Genomic DNA, 21,297 nt, shown 5'->3' on the forward strand with positions numbered 1-21,297 from the left:
TCAGTGATCATTTTGCCGATTGGCTCGAGGCCAATATACAATCGGACTTGTTTGCTCAAACCACTAACCGGGTGACTAAAATGAGTAACACCAACCGATTGCACCAGCTTCGCGCCATGATCAACCTGGCATTTATCAAGCCGGAATCAGCGCTACTGGCTGACCTGGAACGGCATATCGGCGACTACGACCGGCGCTGGATCAGCGACTTTGCCAGTCAATTAATTTTGGCGGTCCGCAACCAGCCAAGCCGAAAAGCCCCGTTCGAGGCGTTTTTACAGGAATATAGCCTAAACAGCGAGGAAGGTATCGTGTTGATGGGCATGGCCGAAGCCTTGTTGCGCATCCCGGATATCCCCACCCAAAACCGCTTCTTGCGCGAAAGACTGGCCGATGCCGATTGGTATAGCCACCTGCTGCATAGCGATTCGTTGCTGGTCAACCTGGCGAGTAGTGCACTGCTGTTGAGCGGAAAAATTGAAGACAGAGTTCGGCACCGATTGCATATTTTCGATGATCTGCTGGCGCGTTACGGAGAGCCCTTGATTCGCCAAGCCCTGATACAGGCCATGCGGCAACTGGCCAAACATTTTGTGATCGCCGAAGACATCGGCCAAGCCCTGGAACATGCGGCCCAAAACCCGGCCTACCGTTATTCTTTCGATATGCTGGGCGAGGCCGCCTTGACCGGGGACGATGCCGAGCGTTATTTTGCGGCCTACTTGCAAGCCATCGACACGCTGGCGGCCTCGGCCGGCCAAGACCTGTTCGCCAATCCGGGCATTTCCATCAAATTATCGGCGCTGTATCCGCGCTACGAACCCTTACAGCGGCGTCTCGCGGTTGAGGCCTTGGCTGAAAAACTATCGGCCCTGGCCAGACGCGCTCGCGCCGCCAATATCGGCATGACCATTGATGCCGAGGAAGCCGAACGCCTGGACATGTCGCTGGATATTTTTGCCAAGGTATCCGGCGATCCGGCCTTGAGCAACTGGCCGGGCCTGGGTGTGGCGGTGCAAGCCTATCAAAAGCGCGCCATTCCGCTGATCCATTGGCTGGCGGCGCTAGCCGAGTCTCGACAACGCAGGATCCCTATTCGATTGGTCAAAGGCGCCTACTGGGACAGCGAGATCAAGCGCGCCCAGGAAAACGGCTGGGACGATTACCCGGTCTTTACCCGCAAAGCCGCCACCGATGTGTCCTATCTAGCTTGTGCTCGGCTGATATTGTCGCACCCACGGGCGTTTTATCCGCAATTCGCCACCCATAATGCGCATAGCGTGGCCGCCATTTGCAACTTTGCCCAAAATCATCCCGGCTTCGAGTTCCAGCGTTTGTATGGTATGGGCGCGGCCTTGTACGACGATCTACTTTCGCGCGATCCGGAAAGATTCCATTGCCGCGTGTATGCGCCGGTTGGCGGCTATCGGGACTTATTACCCTATCTGGTCAGACGTTTATTGGAAAACGGCGCCAACAGCTCGTTTATTCATCAAATCGAAAACCCGGCGATCGGCGTGGAAATACTGAGCCGTGATCCATTGGCGGAATTGCAACAAAACCAGTGCCACCCTATCGCACCGCCGCCGGATTTATTCGGCAAACAGCGCAGAAATTCCCACGGAATCAATTTTAGCGATCCGGATTTGCTTAACCAGGCAATGCGAGAGCTGGACCGGCTTTCCACTCGAATCTGGCAGGCATCACCGCTGGTCTCCGGCCAAGCCTTCTTGGGCGAAGCGCAGCCGGTCTACAGCCCGTTCGACCGAAACGCGTTAGTCGGCGAGCTGGTTTCCAGTCAACCTGACTCGATAGCGCAAGCATTGGAACAAGCTTCCCTAGCTTTTTCCGGCTGGCGATTATGCCCGGTACAAACCCGAGCAAAGTGTTTGCAAAACGCGGCCGACTTGCTGGAGCGCCAGCGCCTGGAGTTGGTGTCGCTATGCATGCGCGAGGGCGGCCGCTGCTTACGCGACGCCTTCGCGGAAGTTCGCGAGGCGGTCGATTTGTGCCGCTACTACGCCGCCGGAGCAATAGAGCTGTTCGGCAAGCCGCAATCCTTGCCGGGACCAACCGGCGAGCACAATCAATTATTTCATTATGGGCGCGGAGTATTCGTCTGCATCAGTCCCTGGAATTTCCCGATTGCGATTTTCATCGGGCAAATCGCCGCCGCGCTGGTATCCGGCAACACGGTGATCGCCAAACCAGCCCTGCAAACTTCGTTGACGGCCATGGCCTGCGTGCGCCTGCTGCATCAAGCCGGTATACCGGATAACGTGTTGCATTTCTTACCGGGCGACGGCGCCGAAATCGGCCGCCTGTTATTGAGCGATCCCCGCGTGGCCGGGGTCGCATTTACCGGCTCCAGCGCCACCGCGCAAGTCATCAACCGGCAAATGGCCAGCCGCCCAGGCGCCATCGCGGCGCTAATCGCCGAAACCGGCGGCCAAAACGTGATGATCGCCGACAGCTCGGCTCACCAGGAACAACTGATAGTCGATGTATTGCAATCGGCCTTCAACAGCGCCGGCCAGCGCTGCTCGGCTTTGCGTGTGCTGTTTTTACAAGCGGAAATCGCCGATGACATCATCGCTCGCTTGATCGGCGCGATGCGGTTGCTGCGCGTGGGCGATCCGAGCGACCTCACCAGCGACATCGGACCGGTGATCGATCAACCGGCCGCCGACTCGCTATCCCTTCACGTCGAATTTCTGAAAAGCCATGCCAAGCTGCTCTATCAATCAGCGTTGGAACAAAGTCCGTCGAACAACGGTTTGTTTCCGCCCACCTTGGCGGAAATCCCCAGCATATCGCTGCTGGAACGGGAGGTGTTCGGCCCCATCCTGCATATCGTCCGCTATGCGTCCGACGAACTGGCAAACGTAGTCGATGCGATCAACGCCACCGGTTACGGCTTGACGCTGGGCCTGCACACTCGAATCAACGCGACCATGCACTATGTAAGACAGCATGCCCGCGTCGGCAACATCTACATCAACCGTAACATGATAGGCGCCGTGGTCGGCGTACAGCCGTTCGGCGGCATGGGACTGTCGGGCACCGGACCGAAAGCGGGCGGCCCTAATTATTTACATCGGTTTACCACCGAGCAAACCGTGACTACGAATATCGCGGCCATGGGCGGCAATCCGGAATTATTGTCCGAAAATAGGTGTTAAATTGTGCTGGAATGAAATTTCCGTAATTTATTTAACTGGACCGCTCCGACCTGAATGCATTTAACCTACTAATTTACCTAGACAATTTATATCATTCCAAATTATTTTAGTAATTAGTCAGGATTAAATTGACAAACCGATTAATAGGCCTAGAATGGCTAACAGCTAGAAAATATGTGTTACCCTTTGTTTACCGATTCGACGTCTCTTCTGTAGCTCTTCGTCCTGTTTATCATTTAGTAATCTCCGCATTTACCAGCTATATCCGCCTTAATTTAAGGCTTTATCTAAAAATTTTTATAGGACTTATCATGTCTACTACAATGACTACCGGCATCGTCAAATGGTTTAACGCAGACAAAGGCTTTGGCTTTATCGAACAAAAATCAGGCCCCGATGTTTTCGTACATTTCAGAAACATCCTCAGCACCAACAATAACTACAAAACACTGGATGAAGGCCAACACGTTCAATTCAAACTTGGCCGCGGCCCTAAAGGCCCGCAAGCCGAAGAAGTGACCATCGTTTAAGTTTTCGACCAGCGACGGCCATCAACTGGTGGCCGTCGCTGATAGATCAGGCGCAACCACCGACTGCCTGGCAACCCATAAATTTAGTTAGCCATATTCCGGTAATTACGCCAAATCCAGCCAGTCGCTTCTCGACTCGCTTATGTAGCATAAGTTTACTTCCCCACATTGATCATCAGCCGGCTTAAATAATAAGCCGAATTACTCAAATGTGGAGTCTCTCAAACCCAATCCAATAACCGACATGAAACATTCAATGACTACCCCCCGCACACCGCCGCCACCTCGCATAGGCTGGCACTACGACACATACTTTCTCGAGCAGTTGGCCAAACTCAAAATAAAAGTCAATACTCACTAAGATATTGATCCGGTCGATAGCCGTAAACTAGCCAAAAAGCGTTAAACGGCCAAACGATAAATCTTCCGTGATCGCATCATGTTGCACTGCCTATGGCCGTAACAGGATTTTTCTAACACCGGCTTGAGCCGCATGCTCAACAGCGGCAAGTCCGTCTTTCAACGAATAAACAGCGTTTATCATCGTTTCCACCGGTACGGTTTTTTGCCGCAAAATCGTCAAAGCCTCGGCAAATGGTCCGCAACGGGAACCCAAAATAGTAACCTCGCGAACAACCACTTGGGCTAAGTCGATGGGCTTGGTCGCGGTAAAGGTGCTCTTCAGAACCAGAAAGCCTCGCGGCTTAACGATACGCAAGGCTTGTTCAAAGCCAGAAGCCTGACCGCTGGCATCCACCACGCAGTCATACGGCGCATCCGGAACACCATCAATCAAGGCCGTCTCAAGCTTCCATTGTTCAGGTAAATCCAGCGATGTTTCCGACCGCCCCAGAACCACGACCCGATAGCCGGCCAAAACCAAAACCTTGGCAATCAAAAGCCCCAGACGCCCTGGGCCGACCACCGCCACGCGGTTAACCGGTAAATCTTGCAATTGCCTGACCACCCGCATCGCGGCCGCCAAGGGTTCGGCAAACACTGCCGCCCGATCCGAAACGGAATCCGGAACCGCATACAAATTGGCAACCGGAAGGGAAAAGTAATCGGCAAAGACGCCGTTTTTTGCCCTAATCCCCAACACCTTGCGATTGCGGCAATGCTCCGGCCCGTCATGACGGCAAGTCTCGCAATGATTGCAGCCGATATTAATGGAGCCAACCACCCGCCGGCCGAGCCAAGGCTGATGTTCCGGGTTGGCAACGGACTCGACCACGCCGACGAATTCATGCCCGATCACACCGGAAAATCCGGCATAACCCTTGAGCAACTCCAAATCCGTCGCGCAAATTCCGGCCAAACCCAGCCTGATCAAGGCCTCGTCGGTGGCCAATACCGGTTCGGGCACATCCTGGCGATAGCTTAATTGGCCGTCTAATACTAAGGCTTGCATGATCGGTGATGGAGTAAATGTTTAAAATTAGCTAGGCCAGCGGCTTGTCGAAGCAGGCCGAAACGATGCAGAATGCATCTTCCCCGTTCGTTTTGTCTACATAAAATAGTTACATCCTTACGCCATATTGTCAGGAAGAATGCCATGTCCAACGCGCTTGTTGTTCCACCGTCCACAGCCATTTTCGAGCATTTTACCGCCACGCCGTTGGACACTGTGTTAGCGGAGCACCGGGCCATCGACCCGAAACTCAAGTATCTTTCCTTGTTTCAGCGCTGCGCCGAGGAAGTGCCCGCCTATCGCCGTTTTCTGCAATCACGCCGGATTAATCCGGCCGAAATTACCAGTTATCAAGCCTTTCAACAATTACCGTTGATGGGGAAAGCCGATTACATGCAGGCTTATCCGCTGCCGGAACGTTGCTTCGGCGGCAGCCTGAGCGGGGCCGACAGAGTGGCGGTATCGTCCGGCTCCACCGGCCAACCGACCTTCTGGCCTCGCTCCGCCGGCTATGAACTGGATGTTGCGCTACGCTTCGAACAAGTATTCCGCGATAGTTTTCTAGCCCATCAACGCAACACCCTGGCCATAGTCTGCTTTGCACTGGGAAACTGGGTGGGCGGTTTATTCACCACTTCCTGCTGCTGGCATCTGGCCCGCAAGGGTTATCCGCTGATGGTGGCGACACCGGGTAACAACAAGGCCGAAATCTTCCGCGTCGTGCGCGAATTGGCGCCGCATTTCGAACAAACGGTGCTATTGGGCTATCCGCCGTTCATTAAAGACGTGATCGATGCCGGTAGTGCCGAAGGCATAAGCTGGGCCGATTATAAGCTCAAGCTGGTGTTTGCCGGCGAGGTATTTAGCGAGGAATGGCGCGGCCTGATCGGGCAGCGTATAGGCTCAACAGCACCCTGTTTCGACTCGGCATCGTTATATGGCACGGCGGACGGCGGAGTATTGGGCAATGAAACTCCATTCAGCATCGCGATTCGGCGCTGGTTGGCGAACCACCCCGATGCCGCCCGCGACCTGTTCGGCGAATCTCGGTTGCCGACACTGGTGCAATACGATCCCATCAGCCGCTTCTTCGAAATGCATGAAGACACTCTGGTCGTATCCGGCGAGAACACGGTTCCCCTGCTGCGCTATCACATCGCCGACAAGGGCGGCCTGATCAGCTTCGATCAAATGTGGGATTTCCTCGGACGTTATGGCGTGAAGTCTGCCTGCGATCTGGGATTAAAGGATGATTTCAGGCTGCGTGATTTGCCGTTTGTCTATGTCTTTGGCCGGGCCGATTTCACCGTATCCTATTATGGCGCCAATATTTACCCGGAAAACGTCGCGGTCGGTCTGGAACAACCGGACGTCAGCGCCTGGGTCACAGGTAAATTCGTGCTGGAAACCCAAGAAAACGAAGACGGCGACAAATATTTGCAAATTGCCGTGGAACTGGCGCCCGGCGTCGCGGCCGATGACGTCAGGAAGCCAGTGATAGCCACTTCCATTCGATCTCAGTTGCTGCGTTTGAATAGCGAATTTGCCAACTACACACCCGTAGAGCGGCAAACGCCCCTGATTACTCTGCATAATTTTGCCAGCCCGGATTATTTCCCGGCCGGTGTCAAACACCGTTATACCCGTAAATGATCCCCCCTCCTTCCAACGCCAAGTAATTGGTAGCGCTCGGTCTGCCGCAACTATGTTTGTAATCGCTTTACCGTTATCCTATTGGCCCATACCCATACCCTTGTAGTCGACATGAAATCAAAATTAACACACAAAAAATCGCCGGCATTGCCAGCAAGCCTACTTTTGGCGCTAAATCTTCTGTGTTCGTTCAACCAGGGCGTGGCCGACGACAATCTGGCGGGAAACTATTACGAGGAAGCCTTGGCCGCCTATAGAAAACACGATAACGCCGACGCCATCATCCATCTGAAAAACGCCATTCAGCAAAATCAAAACTTCGTTGCAGCCCATATTTTGTTGGGCGAAATTTATCTGCAACAAAAATCGCTGTCCGAAGCGGAAGTCCAACTGGGCCTAGCCAATCAGATGGGCGCCGACAAATCTCTGACCATAAAATCCCTGGCCCAGCTTTATCTATACCAGATCAAATACGAGCAACTACTGAAAGATATCGATCCCGGCCAATATGACCGCCAACTACAACCTGAATTGTATATCTTTCGGGGCCATGCTTATCTGCAACTAAACCAAGTCGACGAAGCACTCAATGCATACGAGATGGCCGCGAAGATCGACCCAGGCAGAGTCGATGCGCTTATCGGCCGGGCCAATGCTTTATTGAGACGCAGCGACTTGGCCGGCGCCGACCAAGCCGCCGACCAAGCGCTGCAAATGCAGCCCGACAATGCCGGCACCTGGTATGTCAAAGGCTCAATTAAGCATACACAAGCGCAACTGGAAGAGGCGATTAAAGACTACGACAAGGCACTAGAGTTAATGCCGGATCATCAAGATGCCCGCATCTCCAGAGCCGGCTTATTGATGGACTTGCATCGAAACGAACAAGCCATGCAAGACCTTGAATATTTGCGGCAAAATTATCCGTTCGATCCCAAGGCGGCTTATCTGCACGCGGTTTTATTGGGGCGCATCGGTCAACAGGAAGCCTCGATCAAGGAACTGGAAGCCGCGGCCGACATCATCGTTTCGGTTAAACCCGAATATTTGACCCAACACAGTCAAACCCTGATGCTGTCCGGCTTGATCAACTACAGCCTGAAACGCTTCGATCCGGCCGCCGAATACCTACGCCTTTACATTAAAAAATATCCTGAACAAACCGGCCCCTACAAATTGCTGGCTTCGATCTTGTTATCGAAAAACGAACCCGAGCAAGTAATCTCTTTGCTCAGGCCGCTCATGAGCAGTAATCCGCATGACCGCCGCTTAATGTTTTTGCTCGGAACCGCCTATATGAACGCCGGCAAGCATGACCAGGCCAACACCCTATTGGAAAAGGCCTCGGTGCAGGAAACGGGCGGGGAAAATATTCAAACCGAAATCGGCCTAACCCGCCTTTCAATGGGACAAGAACAACTCGCTATTCAGGAACTGGAATCCGCGATCCAAGCCAATCCGGGAAATAGCCAAGCCGGCATTCCGCTGGTGGCCATTTATGTCAACAACGGCGAAGCCAAAAAAGCTTTGCGGGTCGCCGAAGGCTTGTATAACAAGGCGTCGAAAAATCTTACACTTTTAAACTTGCTCGGCACGGCTCAAGTCGCCACTCAAGATCTGAAACAAGCCCGGCGTAGTTTCGAAAAAGCCGTCGAGCTTGATCCGGCCTTTATCACGGCCCATATCAACCTGAGCAAACTGGATGTTGCCGAGAAAAAAATCGATTCGGCCCAACAACGCCTACAAAAGCTCAATCAACAGTTCCCGGAAAATATTGCCGTACTGCTCGAACTATCAACTGTGGAGCAGGCCAAGGGCGATAACGGCGCCGCCACTCGATGGCTGGAAAAAGCCCGTGGCATCGATCAAAAATCGATGCAGGTTTTACTGGCCCAAATCGAACTCAAGCTAAAAATGGGCCAGGCAATCGATGCGCTCAACATAGCTCAAGCCGCCGAATTAATCGACAAATACGACCCGCAACTAATGGAAGCCCTGGCACGTTGCTATTTGGCTACAGACAGCCGGGGTAAAGCGCTCGATGTGTATCGGCGCATGGCCGAGCAAGCCCGATTGAATGTCAAAAAACTTTACAGGGTGGCCGGTTACCAAATGGCCGTGCAAGATTATTCGGAAGCCATCAACACATTGAAAAAAGCGGTGCTGACCGACGGAAAGCATATCCCATCCCAAATCGCACTGACGGAACTGGAGCTGAACTACGGAAAACCAGTTTTTGCCATGAGCCGCGCCAATAATCTACTGAAAGACTATCCGAAAAGCGCATTTCCACATCAATTGCTGGGCGATATTGCCGTACATGAGAAAAACGCCAGCTTGGCGGCTAGTCATTACCAAAATGCTTTTGACCTGGAACCGAATACACAGCTATTAATGAAACTGTATCAAAGCCTTAAGCAAACCGAGCAACACGACAAGGCCTTTGAATTACTGCAACAATGGGTCAAAAAACACCCCAAGGACAGCGTGCCGCTAGCCGCATTGGCCGAGGAGCAACTACAAAAAGGTAAAATTGCCGAAGCGCAGAAGTATTATGAGTTTTTACTCTCGCAATATCCCAACGAACCGCTGTTTTTGAACAACTTGGCCTATATCTACTTCAACAACGGTAACGGCAAGGCACTGGCTTATGCCGAAAAAGCTCAGAAACTGGCACCGGATCAGGCATCCGGCAACGATACACTGGGCTGGATTCTGGTCAACAACGGCAAAGCCGAGGAAGGCCTACATTATCTACGCAACGCCCACTCCAGAATGTCCCAGAATCCGGAAATCCGCTATCACATCGCCGTCGCGTTGGATCAACTGCAACGCAAGGAAGAAGCCAGACAGGAATTGGAACAAGCCTTAAAACTGAATATCCCGTTTACAGGAATTGAACAAGCCAGAGCGTTGCTGGAAAAGCTGAGAAATTAATGTAATGCGAGACTGTCGGATTATTTTACAAAGTGAACAATTGAGAACTTTTATATAGACAAAAGATTAACGCAACATTAACAATCCGAACAACTAATGATAACAGGCATAAGAAATGCTTTTAGAATTCCAATCCGTGTTGATGTAAGCTTAGGACTGCAATTAAGTAATCGCTCTGCACTTCCGTACAATGGCGATTTATTGTCAGACTGCGAAAATACGGTCAGTTATTAATGACTTACCCTGAAATTCTAAGAGGGACTCTTCATGTTTAAATTTTACATGTTATTACCAGCATTAGTGCTAGCCCCCTTGCCGGCGCAAGCAACACTTAACTGGAGTTTCACAACAGCATCTCAAACCAATTATGGAACCCAAGGAACCTTTCAAGGCTCTCCCGGTTCAGGCTCAGTGATCGTAAAAGCTTATTCAACCACTGACGATGCTACCAATCCCGATAGATTTGAAACCGGCACACTGGGGTCTTGGAGCGGCGGCATAGGCGTAACCAGCCTCGAAGACGGAGACTTTGGCAGCGCACCTAATCACGCCTTTGACAACGACGGCAATTCAACTGACGAGAAGCCCGCGGGTGATGTCGATGCGGCGGTATTTGCCTTTAACCAGAGCATAACCTTAACATCTCTATCGATCGGCTGGAAATACACCGATGCCGACATTTCAGTACTGGCTTATACCGGTCAAAATGGCAGCATGACTACCCCTGATAACATTACTGGCAAATCGATTACCGACCTACTAAGCAGCGGCTGGCAATTTATCGGTCACTATATGGACTTAAACACAACAGCCAACCCAAGCATTTCACCTTCTGCGCTGATCAATCCGACAAACGTATCGTCCAGCTATTGGTTAGTCAGTGCTTACACTAGCTGCGCTTCATCTTGTAATTCCTACGACGGTAATTTCGGTAATGATTACTTCAAAATCTCCGGCTTGACCGGCAAAACAGCCCCTCCCCCACCTAGCGGCAGTGTCCCAGAACCCTCCAGCCTAATACTATTGACTGGCGGCCTACTAGGCTGGCGGATAACTCGCAAAAACCAACTTGTCGAGTCTGATTGCAAAATCAGCGCTTAATTCGGTTCTGTCCAAATCCAAAACCGCCTACCCGGAAAACCGGAAGGCGGTTTTTTTATCCCTACACCTTACAAAAACCTCATCCATCACTCGCCCAATAGAACAAGACGACGAATCATGGGCTATCCACCACCTTGGTCGCCAACGCAATTTCGCGAAGAAAGCACAATAATCCGCATATCAATGCCAGCATCGCAGCGATAAACAATAAGGACACCACACTGGATAAATCGACACCCAGCTGCACGGCCACAAACAGCGAGGCTATCGACAGACAAACACATAACGCGGACAGCGTGCACAAACTGATGGCACGCCGAATCCAGCGCGTCCGCTTCGACAAAGTCCGAATTTCCTCATGACTGCTTGTCCGCATCCGTTCCGCCGTCATTTCGTTCAAGCGCCTACCGCGATCAATCGCACGCCCCAAACGACTGGTAAGTACCCCCAGAATGGAACCAATGCCGGTCAATAGAAACACTGGCGCCACGGCCTGTTGTATCGCCAGTGAAACGGTTGGAATATCGGTGATAGGAGTCATGATCAGATGAGTTTACGGGGATATGGCTATCATTACGGTATCGATACCGCGCGGAGTATTTTAAGCCAAGCATGCCAGGATTTTTGACTACCCCAGGTCTTTTAGCTCGCCAACCTGCGCGCCGAAAATTATCTGGGAATCAGAGACTTGCGGGATAACTCCATCAACCCGATAAGCGGTTTTTATTCCCAAGAAGCGGAGCCCACAAATACAGGATTATTTTTTGATGCGCTTCAGCTTGATGGAAACCAAGCCACCGCCCTGAATCAGAGTATCGTTATCTTCGATCTTCCATGCTTCTTCGGTATCATCGTCCTTTTTAAAAACCAGATATTTCTGGCTACCCGACTCACGGACAAAAATATCCTTGAAGTCGGTGCGGATGCCGTCCGCATCAATGTAATCGGGGCCTATGAACAGAGTTCTGCCGCCCGCCACTTGGGCAAAAGCGTTCAAAATTTCAACGGATGAACCAACCTGTTCATTGTATTCACCCTCGAAGCCATGCCCGCAACCGGCCAAAACCAGCGCAAGCCCCAATAACCACGTTTTTTTCAGTTTCATAGCCACTCCTTTATTTGGGATTCTCGTCAATTCCGGCTGGAAGCGCAATGCCTAATCGATTGCGCGGATGCCGACAAGTAGAAAACGGTGCGCAAAATACCCGAGACAGCAAACACATATCTGCGCACATTTCCCTTTACGGCCTCGGTATGCGGCTTGGAAGCTTTAATTTCCAGCCTGGAGAGATTGGGAGCCAGTATAAATATGCGTGACTCACAATGTTCAGGCCGCTAAAAAGGCTTTTACCACTTGTTTGACATAATCGCGAACCGGCGTGCCACGGTTTTGAAACTCGTTGAACATCCGATGAATATCGACCGGATTCAAGTAAACATAGGCGCCGCAACCGGTGCGGGCAATAAATTCACCGCTCAATGCATCCAAAAATGCGGCGTGAACGATTTGATTTTCATGTCTATGATTTGAGGTTTTCATGGCGGCTCTCCTCGTTCCATGTTCTATATGCTTTCGAACATGATCAAGCAAGCGGCATGCATAAGTTGTTTTTCTATTTTAATTCATACAGTTACCCCCTAAAAGCAGTTGGGCGATATTTTTTTGACGGGGAGTTGTGAGTTGTCGCCATGGCGACAACTCTGTAAAGCCGGTTCTCGCACCGGCGGGCTAGTAACTTGTCTTCGTTGGCCAAAACACGATGCATCCCTGCATCGCCCCTGTCGAGCTAAACCGTGCAAAAGCTCCGGTGCTCGGTGCGGCATAACGGGAGAAAAACCATCGCAAATTCAAAAACATTCTAAAAACGTAGGTCCGATTAGCGAAGCGTAATCGGACGGATGTTTAGTATTCCAAACAGTTCGATAAACACCACCCCACAATATTTCCTCTCCGAAATTTCGGAAATAGAGATTCTATTAATTCAATTCATTCGTCCGATTACGCTTCGCTAATCGGACCTACGCGAGCTGCATCGCCCCTGTCGGGCTAAACCGTTCAAAGACTCCGGTGCTCGGTGCGGCATTACGGGAGAAAAACCATCGCAAATTCAAAAACATTCTAAAAACGTAGGTCCGATTAGCGAAGCGTAATCGGACGGATGTTTAGTATTCCAAACAGTTCGATAAACACCACCCCACAATATTTCCTCTCCGAAATTTCGGAAATAGAGATTCTATTAATTCAATTCATTCGTCCGATTACGCTTCGCTAATCGGACCTACGCGGCTATATTAACGGATTGAAATGAGCGGGGTAGATGGGGTTTATGGATCGCTTACGTCGAGACTTTGAATTAGGTATGCGATGCATACCCTACATGACTTCCCGGCCCCGTCGTCAACGCGATACATCCCTGCATCGCCCCTGCCGGGCTGAACCGTTCAAAAGCTCCGGTGCTCAGCGCGACATACGGGAGAAAACCATCCCGAAATTCGTGGTGAATCGATGTAGGGTACGCATCGCGTACCTTGTTGAAATTATTATATTGTCGAGGCTTGGAATTATGTATGCGATGCATACTCTACCTGGCTGATTTTTATACAGAGCAAGATTAAAATGCTTTGCCTTGAGATATTTCTAGATAATATCGATATAAAAATGGAATCTTATATAGTTTTTCTGTTTTTGCAGGTTTGAGTTCAAAGAATCCTATTTCAGATAAAGCATTAGCGATTTCTTCGCACTTTTTTTCATCAATGCTCCATATGCTCGATAATGTTTGTATATTATGCTCAGCTTTAGAGTTTTCCAAAGCCATAACATAACCTCTTAATTCTGGATGTTCCGCGAATATGGTCTGTTCTGTCCGTACTTTTGAAACTTCATTAGTTGCATTCTTGATAGCCTGTCGGCTTATTAGATTAGGCGCCTCTACGTAATGATTTCCTATATTCTGCTCCTTTCTCTCATTTGCTATAGCTTCGTTATAAAAGTGAATTAGCTCGCGAGGAGCCACATTATTCAAACCATCTTTAACTCTGCTCTTAATCCAGTTAAATGTATCTGATTGTCTCTCTCCGGTATCAACTTGCCTAGGAAATAGTTTGTAATAGAATTCTTCCTGTTGATTGTAGTCGCTTAATATTTCGTTTCTATCAACCTTGTAATATTCTAATATTTTATTATTATCTAAGCTTCGAGAAATAATAAGGTTTTTTAAGTTCCTATCTGACCATGAAATTGTGGTTGTTCTAGTGATGTGGCTAGCCTCACGAAAACCCTCATTAGTAATTCTTTTCCATATGTCATCTCGTAGAAATATTTTGAGCCTAATATTTGTATGCTCTTCAACGTCTCTATATGCTTTAAATAATGCTCTTAGTGCATTTTTTTCAAGATCTAACGACTGATCAAAGGCAACGTCAAGCCTGTCAAATAAAATCCATGTATTTAGTTGAACCTTTTTAAGGTAGTGGTTTAGCTTCTCTATAAGTTCGTCAACTGAGGCGTAGCCTTTCTTCTCAAGTTCATCCGAGGGGGTGCGAAAAGTAATTTTTCCAGTAAGGCCTTCTGTGTTTGCTCCTCCTTCAATCGATTCTATATCTAAAAGTCGTTTTGCGAAACGTAAGGCTTTGTTAACCAATTTTTGTAAAGTATTTTGATCGTCAATGAGTCCGGCTTCCCTTAGTTTATCTGCAACATATTTGGCTTCATCGGTGCACAGATTTTTTTCAAGTAATTTGCTAGTGATTAACTGGCAGATGTAAATTTTCCAAAGAGTTACAAACTCATTTTCACTGGTCGGAGGTTCGCTCGTTATGTCTGAAAAAACTGGTTTTCCAGTTGGTTTTTCAGCAGAAATTAAAATAATATTTTGATCAGGGAACAAGTTATCTTGATTTAAAAGTAAAGTATAAAGCGCACTTTTCCCAGAACCTTTAGGGCCAAATACCACATCTACTTCACCATTCTTTAGCGACTCCCATTGTTCTGTTTTTACAAAGTAAGTAGATAATTTATCTGCTTCATTTTCAGCAACGCGGTCACCAAAAGATATTCCTTGTAAATCCATTATTGCCCCTTAAAAATCTTATGAATAGTAATGAATGCTGTATGGTACGGTAATATGCTTTATGTTGTAAAACGATCAATCACAAAAAATGTGGTCAATAACTTTGTGTTCCTACAAGCAAGCGCAATTCGTCTGTTTTACAATTAAACCAGTTTCAAATCCGGGATGGTTTTTGTCCCGTTTGCCGCGCCGAGCACCGGAGCTTTTGTAGAGAATAGCCCGCAGGGGTGCGGAATGGATGCCGCACGTCGGCAGAGGGGCAGGGAGCCCCTTCTGTCGACCCTTTACAAAAGCGAGGAGCGCAGGGAATAAGCGGCATCCGGGTGTCTTTTCTTTTGGATACTTTTCTTTGGACAAGCAAAGAAAAGTATCTCGCCTGTCGGTGCGAGAACCGACTTCAATATAGCCGATTCCAATTTTTCTAATTTATCTCTCGCAGCAGGCTCGGTAGGATGTACTGAACGGAGTGAAACGCATCAATCGCGACCGATGCGCCTCCTTACGTCGGCTGCATCCTATAGGCAAGCATGATTCGTCCAATTTACAACTAAACCAGTTTTAACTCCGGGACAGTTTGGGTCCCGTTTGCCGCGCCGAGCATCGGAGCTCTTGCGCCCTGTGGGTATTCGACGGGACAAATCGGCAGGATTGCCGATTTGCATGCGCTGCACCCTCAGTACGAAAAACAAGGATGTTTTTCGTGAAACCGACTTAAAAAATCAATCCGTCGCGATAGCGACACAAGTTAAGCCGCCTCCGACCCAGCATGCAATCTACCTTGTTCTTGCAATTTCCTGCAAAGACTGCCCGGACTCAACTCCAAACCGTTTTTCCAGCACAGAGCGCCCAATTCCAGAAAAAACTGCGAAAAATATGTATTGTCCTGTAGCGGGATGACCAATTCGGTTCGTTTGTCGATCAAGGGCTGAAGATCGTAATCGCCCCAGGAATGATCTGAAAATTGCAGACGTATGATTTTGTTACCAATATGTTCGGCGTGAACGATTTTAATCATTGTCGGCTCCGGCGATGCGTTGCAAGGTTTTAGCTGGACTGCAAGTTGCCAATCGTTCATGAGTTCCTGTTGGTGCTCCTTAACCCAATCTCGAACCAGTTTAACGGCCTTGTTTGGCAGACTGCCTTCCGTTTTCGATACCAATCAGCGCTTCGTGGCCCTGATATTCGACATGGAAATGTGGTGGATTATGATCGTCATGATGTAAATGCCGAAAAAATACGAGATTACAGGCATGATCGGCAAATTTAGACAGACCGGAAAAACGTAGGTTTATCGGTCACAATCATTACCCCTTCACCTTCTCAATCAGCATCTTATTCACTTCCCCAGGATTGGCCTTGCCTTGGGTTTCCTTCATGACTTGGCCGACCAGCGCCATCAGCGCCTTGTCTTTACCTGCCCGATATTGCTCGACCGGACCAGGGTTTGCGGCAATCACTTTGTCGACGATGGCTTCGATCGCGCCGGTGTCGGTGATTTGCTTCAGGCCTTCCTGCTCGATGATTTCATCCGCGGTTGCCGTGCCGTTCCACAGTTTTTCAAACACCTGCTTGGCGATCTTGCCGGAGATGGTGTTGTCGGCGATGCGTTTTAACAGGCCTGCCAAACGTTCGGCGCTGACCGGGCAATCGGCGATTTCAAGGCTTGCTTTGTTCAAAGCGCCCAGCACGTCCCCGGTTAGCCAGTTGCCTGCCAATTTGGCTTCGCCGCCGGATTGTTCCACTACGGCTTCGTAAAAGTCAGCCAGTTCGCGCGACGAAGTCAGCGTGGAGGCGCTTTCGTTGTCCAGGCCGTATTGATCGAGAAAACGCTGTTTCTTGGCGGCCGGCAATTCCGGCAGCGTGGCGCGGATTTCGGTTTTCAAGGATTCTTCGATCAATACCGGCAACAGGTCGGGATCGGGGAAGTAGCGGTAGTCGTTGGCTTCTTCCTTGCTGCGCATGGAGCGGGTTTCGTCCTTGTTGGCATCGTAAAGCCGGGTTTCCTGGACAACTTTGCCGCCGCCCTCGATCAAGTCGATTTGGCGTTCGATTTCGTAGTTGATGGCTTTTTCGACGAAACGGAAGGAGTTGATGTTCTTGATTTCGGCGCGGGTACCGAATTCTTTTTGGCCTTTGGGGCGCACCGAGACGTTGGCGTCGCAGCGGAACGAGCCTTCCTGCATGTTGCCGTCGCAGATTTCCAGATAACGTACCAGTTCGTGCAGCTTGCGCATGTAGGCCACGGCTTCCTTGGCGGAACGCATATCCGGTTCGGAGACGATTTCCAGCAGCGGCGTGCCGGCGCGGTTGAGGTCGATACCGGTCAGGCCATGGAAGTCTTCGTGCAAGGATTTGCCGGCGTCCTCTTCCAAGTGAGCGCGGGTGATGCCGATGCGTTTAGTCTCGCCGTCGACGTCGATGTCCAGATGGCCGTTGCCGACGATGGGCAATTCGAACTGGCTGATCTGGTAGCCTTTCGGTAAATCCGGGTAGAAGTAGTTTTTACGGGCAAACACCGAGTGCGGGGCGATTTCGGCGTCGATGGCCAGGCCGAAGGTCACGGCCTTGCGCACTGCATCTTTATTCAACACCGGCAATACGCCGGGCAAACCCAGATCGACCGCGCAAGCTTGGGTGTTGGGTTCGGCGCCGTAAGTGGTAGCGGCGCCGGAGAAGATTTTGGATTTGGTGGAGAGTTGGGTGTGGATTTCCAGGCCGATGACGGCTTCCCATTGTGAGTTCATTCTTGGTTTCCTTTATAGCTTATTCGGCAAAAACGTCGTTCAGGTCGATTTGCAGGTCGGGGAATAAATGCGGAATGGCGATTTCGTTGCCGGGGTACAGTGCGCGCAATTGGTATTTACCGTGCTCGTCCAGCACGAATTGCTGCACGATTTGTTCGTAGGGAAATACCAACCAATATTCACTGACGCCGCTTTCTTCGTATAAATCGAATTTCAGGCGGACTTCTTTGCGGCTATTGCCGGGCGACAAGACTTCGATGATCCAGTCCGGCGCGCCATCGCAGCCTTGTTCAGTCAGTTTGTCCTTGTCGCAGATCACGCACAGATCGGGCTGCACGACGCTAAAGGCTTCGCCATTTTTCAGTAGCGATTTGCGGCGGTCGTAAAGTTTGACGTCGAAGGGGGCAATAAAGACTTCACAGCTTTTGCGCAAGAAGTAGTTGTCAATCGGCCGCAGTAACTTAAGCGCGATCCTTTGATGCTTGACATTTGGTGCCGGCGACATCGCCATGATCTTGCCCTTGATCAGCTCGACCGATTCTTCGAGCTGCCAAGTCAAATAATCGGCATAGCTGTAGGTACCGTTGGGGTCGAGTTGCGATAATTGCGTGATAGGCGCCATGTTGCCTCCCGTGCTATTCGTAGCCTTTTGGTATTTGCAGGTGCCAGCCGGTGACTTGCTGATAGCGGTGCCCGATATTCAACAACTTGGCTTCACTGAAGTAGTTGCCGATCACATGCAAACCCACCGGTTTGCCGTCGACGAATCCGGCCGGAATCGACATCGCCGGCAAACCGGCCAGATTGATGGCGATGGTGTAAATATCCTCCAAATACATCTGGACGGGGTCGCTGGTCTTTTCGCCGATACGGAACGCGGTGCCGGGCGAAACCGGCCCCATCAGCACATCGACTTCCGACAAAGCGCGTTTGAAATCGTCGCTGATCAGGCGGCGCACTTGTTGCGCCTTTAAATAATAGGCATCGTAATAACCGGCGGACAGCGCATAGGTGCCCATCAGAATCCGCCGTTTGACTTCGGCGCCGAAAGCTTCGCCGCGCGAACGGGTGTAGAGGTCGGTCAAATCTTCCGGATTTTGGCAGCGGTAGCCGAAGCGCACGCCGTCGTAACGCGACAGATTGGAGGAACATTCAGCCGAGGCGATCACGTAATAAGCCGGAATCGCCAGATTCAGGTTAGGCATGTCCACTTCTTTAACTTCGGCGCCCAGTTTACGGTATTCGTCCACTGCGGCGTGAATCGCCGCCGCCATTTGGCTGTCGAGTTCGGCGCTGAAAAACTGTTTCGGCAAGCCAATTTTCAAGCCTTGCAGGCTGTCGTTCAGGCCGGCGCTGTAATCCGGCACCGGCTGGTCGACGCTGGTGGAATCCTTGGGGTCGAAGCCGGCCATGACTTGCATCAACAAGGCGGCGTCTTCGGCGCTACGCGCCATCGGCCCGCCTTGATCCAGACTGGATGCATAAGCGATCATGCCGTAACGCGATACCCGGCCGTAAGTCGGTTTCAAGCCGGTGATACCGCAAAAAGCCGCCGGCTGACGAATGGAACCACCGGTATCGGTACCGGTTGCCGCCGGCGCCAAACGCGCGGCGATAGCCGCCGCCGAACCGCCCGAAGAACCACCGGGTACGCAGTCGGTGTCCCAGGGGTTGCGCACCGGGCCGTAGAAGCTGTTCTCGTTGGATGAGCCCATCGCAAACTCGTCCATGTTCAATTTGCCCAGCATCACCGCACCGGTTTGGTTGAAATGATCAACCACGGTCGCGTCGTAAGGGGCAATGAAGTTATCCAGCATTTTAGAGCCGCAGCTGGTTTTAGCACCTAGAGTACAAAAAATATCTTTTTGGGCGACAGGAATTCCGGTTAATGCCGCGCCACTACCGGCGGCCAATAATTGATCGGCCGCCCGCGCCTGTTGCAATGAGCTGTCTTCACAAACCGTGATAAAGGCGTTCAAGGTTTCGTGCTGTTTAATTCGGCTCAAAAAACTTTGCGTCAACTCCACGCTGGAAAATTGTTTGCCGCGCAGTCCGGCGGCCAATTCGGCAAGGGTCTTGTTATACATGGCTGTCCTTATTCAATAACTTTGGGAACCAGATACAGTCCGGCCTCGGTTTGCGGGGCGATTTTTTGAAAGTGTTCCCGTTGATCGGCTTCGGTAACAACATCCTCGCGCAAGCGCTGCATCTGATCCAAGGGATGCGCCATCGGCGACACAGCGTCGGTATTCAATTGCCCCATTTGGGTCATTAAATCCAGAATACTGGATAAGTCCTTGGCATAGCTATCTATCTGGTGTTCTTCAATGCCCAACCTGGCAAGGTGGGCGATTTTTTTCACGTCACTGGCCGTCAACGACATCATCAAAGCTCCATGTTAAGTAATGCAAACTATGATACTTTATATCTTGCCCAACTGCCCGCTTGATTGATAAAGTAGCGGGATTTTCTGTGCGCTCTGGTGTAATCATGTTCAAACGAATTCGCGGCCTTTTTTCTAACGATTTATCCATCGATTTGGGTACGGCAAACACCCTAATATACGTACCAGGCCAAGGAATCGTCCTCAACGAACCATCCGTCGTAGCTATCAAGGAAGACAAGGTGCGCGGCCAAAAAACCATCGCGGCCATCGGCGCCGACGCCAAGAGCATGCTGGGCCGCACCCCCGGCAACATCACCGCGATTCGTCCGTTGAAAGACGGCGTAATTGCCGATTTCGCCGTCACCGAACGCATGCTGCGATTTTTTATCAAAAAAGTGCATGAAAACAAACTGCTGCGCCCCAGCCCTCGCATTCTGATCTGCGTACCTTGCGGGTCTACCCAAGTGGAACGCCGCGCCATTCGTGAGTCCGCAGCCATGGCCGGCGCGCGCGAAGTGTATTTAATCGAAGAACCGATGTCCGCCGCCGTCGGCGCCGGCTTGCCGGTCGATACCGCGCACGGTTCGATGGTGCTGGACATCGGCGGCGGCACCTCGGAAGTGGCGGTAATTTCGTTGAACGGTATCGTCTATTCGGCTTCGGTACGGATCGGCGGCGACCGCTTCGATGACGCCATCATCAGTTATGTGCGCCGCAACTACGGCACGCTGATCGGCGAAGCCACCGCCGAAAAAATCAAACACCAAATCGGCGCCGCCTATCCCGGCAGCGAAGTGCGCGAGATGCAAGTCACCGGCCGTAATCTGGCCGAGGGCGTGCCGCGCAGCTTTTCGCTAAACAGCAACGAAATCCTGGAAGCCTTGCAGGAACCGTTATCAGGCATCGTCAGCGCGGTCAAGGTCGCACTGGAGCAAACCCCGCCGGAACTGGGCGCCGACGTCGCCAGTCGAGGCATCGTCTTGACCGGTGGCGGTGCCTTGCTGAAAGACATCGACCGCCTGATTGCCGAAGAAACCGGGCTGCCGGTTTACATCGCCGATGATCCGTTAACCTGCGTCGCCAGGGGCGGCGGCATGGTACTGGAAATGTTGGATAAAAAAGGCGCATCGGCCTTTTCATTGGAATAGCCCTCCGACTCCAACCCTACTGACGCTTATCAAGAACAGCTCGGTTTCCGGGCTGTTTTTCAATATTTACCACCCCAATCGATTGGCAACAGCATCCACTCAATTTGTTGCTATGGTAGTATTTAGCCCCAT

The 21,297-nt window shown here is 50.9% G+C and carries 16 protein-coding genes and 1 pseudogene; 6 read left to right on the forward strand and 11 right to left on the reverse strand.

Translation table 11 applies throughout. The annotated features are described in order from the left end of the window. The first annotated feature begins 80 nt into the window (after positions 1-80). Both putA and IVG45_RS13530 read left to right on the forward strand, forming a co-directional pair. Positions 81-3,182 (forward strand): bifunctional proline dehydrogenase/L-glutamate gamma-semialdehyde dehydrogenase PutA, encoded by a 3,102-nt coding sequence (putA, locus tag IVG45_RS13525; RefSeq protein ID WP_196434335.1) that lies wholly within the window; start codon positions 81-83, stop codon positions 3,180-3,182. Positions 3,183-3,493: 311 nt separating this feature from the next. Continuing rightward, complete coding sequence (locus tag IVG45_RS13530; protein WP_330165359.1) at positions 3,494-3,712, forward strand: cold-shock protein; 219 nt, start codon at positions 3,494-3,496, stop codon at positions 3,710-3,712. Between the two features lie 451 nt (positions 3,713-4,163). On the opposite strand, the gene IVG45_RS13535 is transcribed toward IVG45_RS13530, so the two are convergent. Continuing rightward, positions 4,164-5,123, reverse strand: coding sequence for an MDR/zinc-dependent alcohol dehydrogenase-like family protein (locus IVG45_RS13535; RefSeq protein WP_196434336.1), 960 nt, complete (start codon positions 5,121-5,123; stop codon positions 4,164-4,166). Positions 5,124-5,267: 144 nt separating this feature from the next. On the opposite strand from IVG45_RS13535, the gene IVG45_RS13540 reads away from it, so the two are divergent. The 3 genes from IVG45_RS13540 to xdp1 all read left to right on the forward strand — a co-directional run bounded on the left by IVG45_RS13540 (position 5,268) and on the right by xdp1 (position 10,814). Beyond that, a complete protein-coding gene (locus IVG45_RS13540; protein ID WP_196434337.1) occupies positions 5,268-6,776 on the forward strand; it encodes a phenylacetate--CoA ligase family protein in 1,509 nt (502 codons plus the stop codon). A 111-nt stretch (positions 6,777-6,887) separates the two neighbouring features. Beyond that, a complete protein-coding gene (gene prsT / locus IVG45_RS13545) occupies positions 6,888-9,713 on the forward strand; it encodes an XrtA/PEP-CTERM system TPR-repeat protein PrsT (RefSeq protein ID WP_196434338.1) in 2,826 nt (941 codons plus the stop codon). 267 nt (positions 9,714-9,980) lie between these two features. Next, positions 9,981-10,814, forward strand: a complete 834-nt coding sequence (gene xdp1 / locus IVG45_RS13550; protein ID WP_196434339.1) for an exosortase-dependent surface protein XDP1 — start codon at positions 9,981-9,983, stop codon at positions 10,812-10,814. 115 nt (positions 10,815-10,929) lie between these two features. Here xdp1 and IVG45_RS13555 read toward each other — a convergent pair whose 3' ends face one another. The 10 genes and pseudogenes from IVG45_RS13555 to gatC form a co-directional block, all read right to left on the reverse strand. Beyond that, positions 10,930-11,355 carry a DUF2721 domain-containing protein gene (locus IVG45_RS13555; RefSeq protein WP_196434340.1) on the reverse strand — a complete coding sequence of 142 codons (426 nt, stop codon included), beginning with the start codon at positions 11,353-11,355 and terminating at the stop codon, positions 10,930-10,932. A 216-nt stretch (positions 11,356-11,571) separates the two neighbouring features. Continuing rightward, a complete protein-coding gene (locus IVG45_RS13560; protein ID WP_196434341.1) occupies positions 11,572-11,919 on the reverse strand; it encodes a hypothetical protein in 348 nt (115 codons plus the stop codon). Between the two features lie 222 nt (positions 11,920-12,141). Continuing rightward, on the reverse strand, positions 12,142-12,354 hold the full coding sequence (locus tag IVG45_RS13565) for a hypothetical protein (protein WP_196434342.1): 213 nt from the start codon (positions 12,352-12,354) through the stop codon (positions 12,142-12,144). A 1,072-nt stretch (positions 12,355-13,426) separates the two neighbouring features. Continuing rightward, positions 13,427-14,887 carry a P-loop ATPase, Sll1717 family gene (locus tag IVG45_RS13570; RefSeq protein WP_196434343.1) on the reverse strand — a complete coding sequence of 487 codons (1,461 nt, stop codon included), beginning with the start codon at positions 14,885-14,887 and terminating at the stop codon, positions 13,427-13,429. A gap of 745 nt (positions 14,888-15,632) precedes the next feature. After that, complete coding sequence (locus IVG45_RS13575; protein WP_196434344.1) at positions 15,633-15,902, reverse strand: DUF2442 domain-containing protein; 270 nt, start codon at positions 15,900-15,902, stop codon at positions 15,633-15,635. 105 nt (positions 15,903-16,007) lie between these two features. Continuing rightward, positions 16,008-16,179 (reverse strand): annotated as a pseudogene (locus IVG45_RS22895) (DUF4160 domain-containing protein); the annotation flags it as partial. A gap of 12 nt (positions 16,180-16,191) precedes the next feature. Beyond that, positions 16,192-17,631: an Asp-tRNA(Asn)/Glu-tRNA(Gln) amidotransferase subunit GatB gene (gatB, locus tag IVG45_RS13585; protein ID WP_196434345.1), complete on the reverse strand. Its 1,440-nt coding sequence runs from the start codon at positions 17,629-17,631 to the stop codon at positions 16,192-16,194. 19 nt (positions 17,632-17,650) lie between these two features. Next, positions 17,651-18,253 carry a Uma2 family endonuclease gene (locus IVG45_RS13590; protein ID WP_196434346.1) on the reverse strand — a complete coding sequence of 201 codons (603 nt, stop codon included), beginning with the start codon at positions 18,251-18,253 and terminating at the stop codon, positions 17,651-17,653. 13 nt (positions 18,254-18,266) lie between these two features. Then, positions 18,267-19,718 (reverse strand): Asp-tRNA(Asn)/Glu-tRNA(Gln) amidotransferase subunit GatA, encoded by a 1,452-nt coding sequence (gene gatA / locus IVG45_RS13595; protein WP_196434347.1) that lies wholly within the window; start codon positions 19,716-19,718, stop codon positions 18,267-18,269. Positions 19,719-19,726: 8 nt separating this feature from the next. Next, entirely contained in the window at positions 19,727-20,014 is a 288-nt protein-coding gene (gatC, locus tag IVG45_RS13600; protein WP_196438037.1) for an Asp-tRNA(Asn)/Glu-tRNA(Gln) amidotransferase subunit GatC, read from the reverse strand. 107 nt (positions 20,015-20,121) lie between these two features. Here gatC and IVG45_RS13605 point away from each other — a divergent pair, with 107 nt between their 5' ends. Next, the gene (locus IVG45_RS13605) at positions 20,122-21,165 is read left to right on the forward strand and encodes a rod shape-determining protein (RefSeq protein WP_196434348.1); all 1,044 of its coding nucleotides are present in this window, start codon (positions 20,122-20,124) and stop codon (positions 21,163-21,165) included. The last annotated feature ends 132 nt before the right edge of the window (positions 21,166-21,297 follow it).

This window comes from Methylomonas sp. LL1, assembly GCF_015711015.1.
GTDB lineage: Bacteria > Pseudomonadota > Gammaproteobacteria > Methylococcales > Methylomonadaceae > Methylomonas.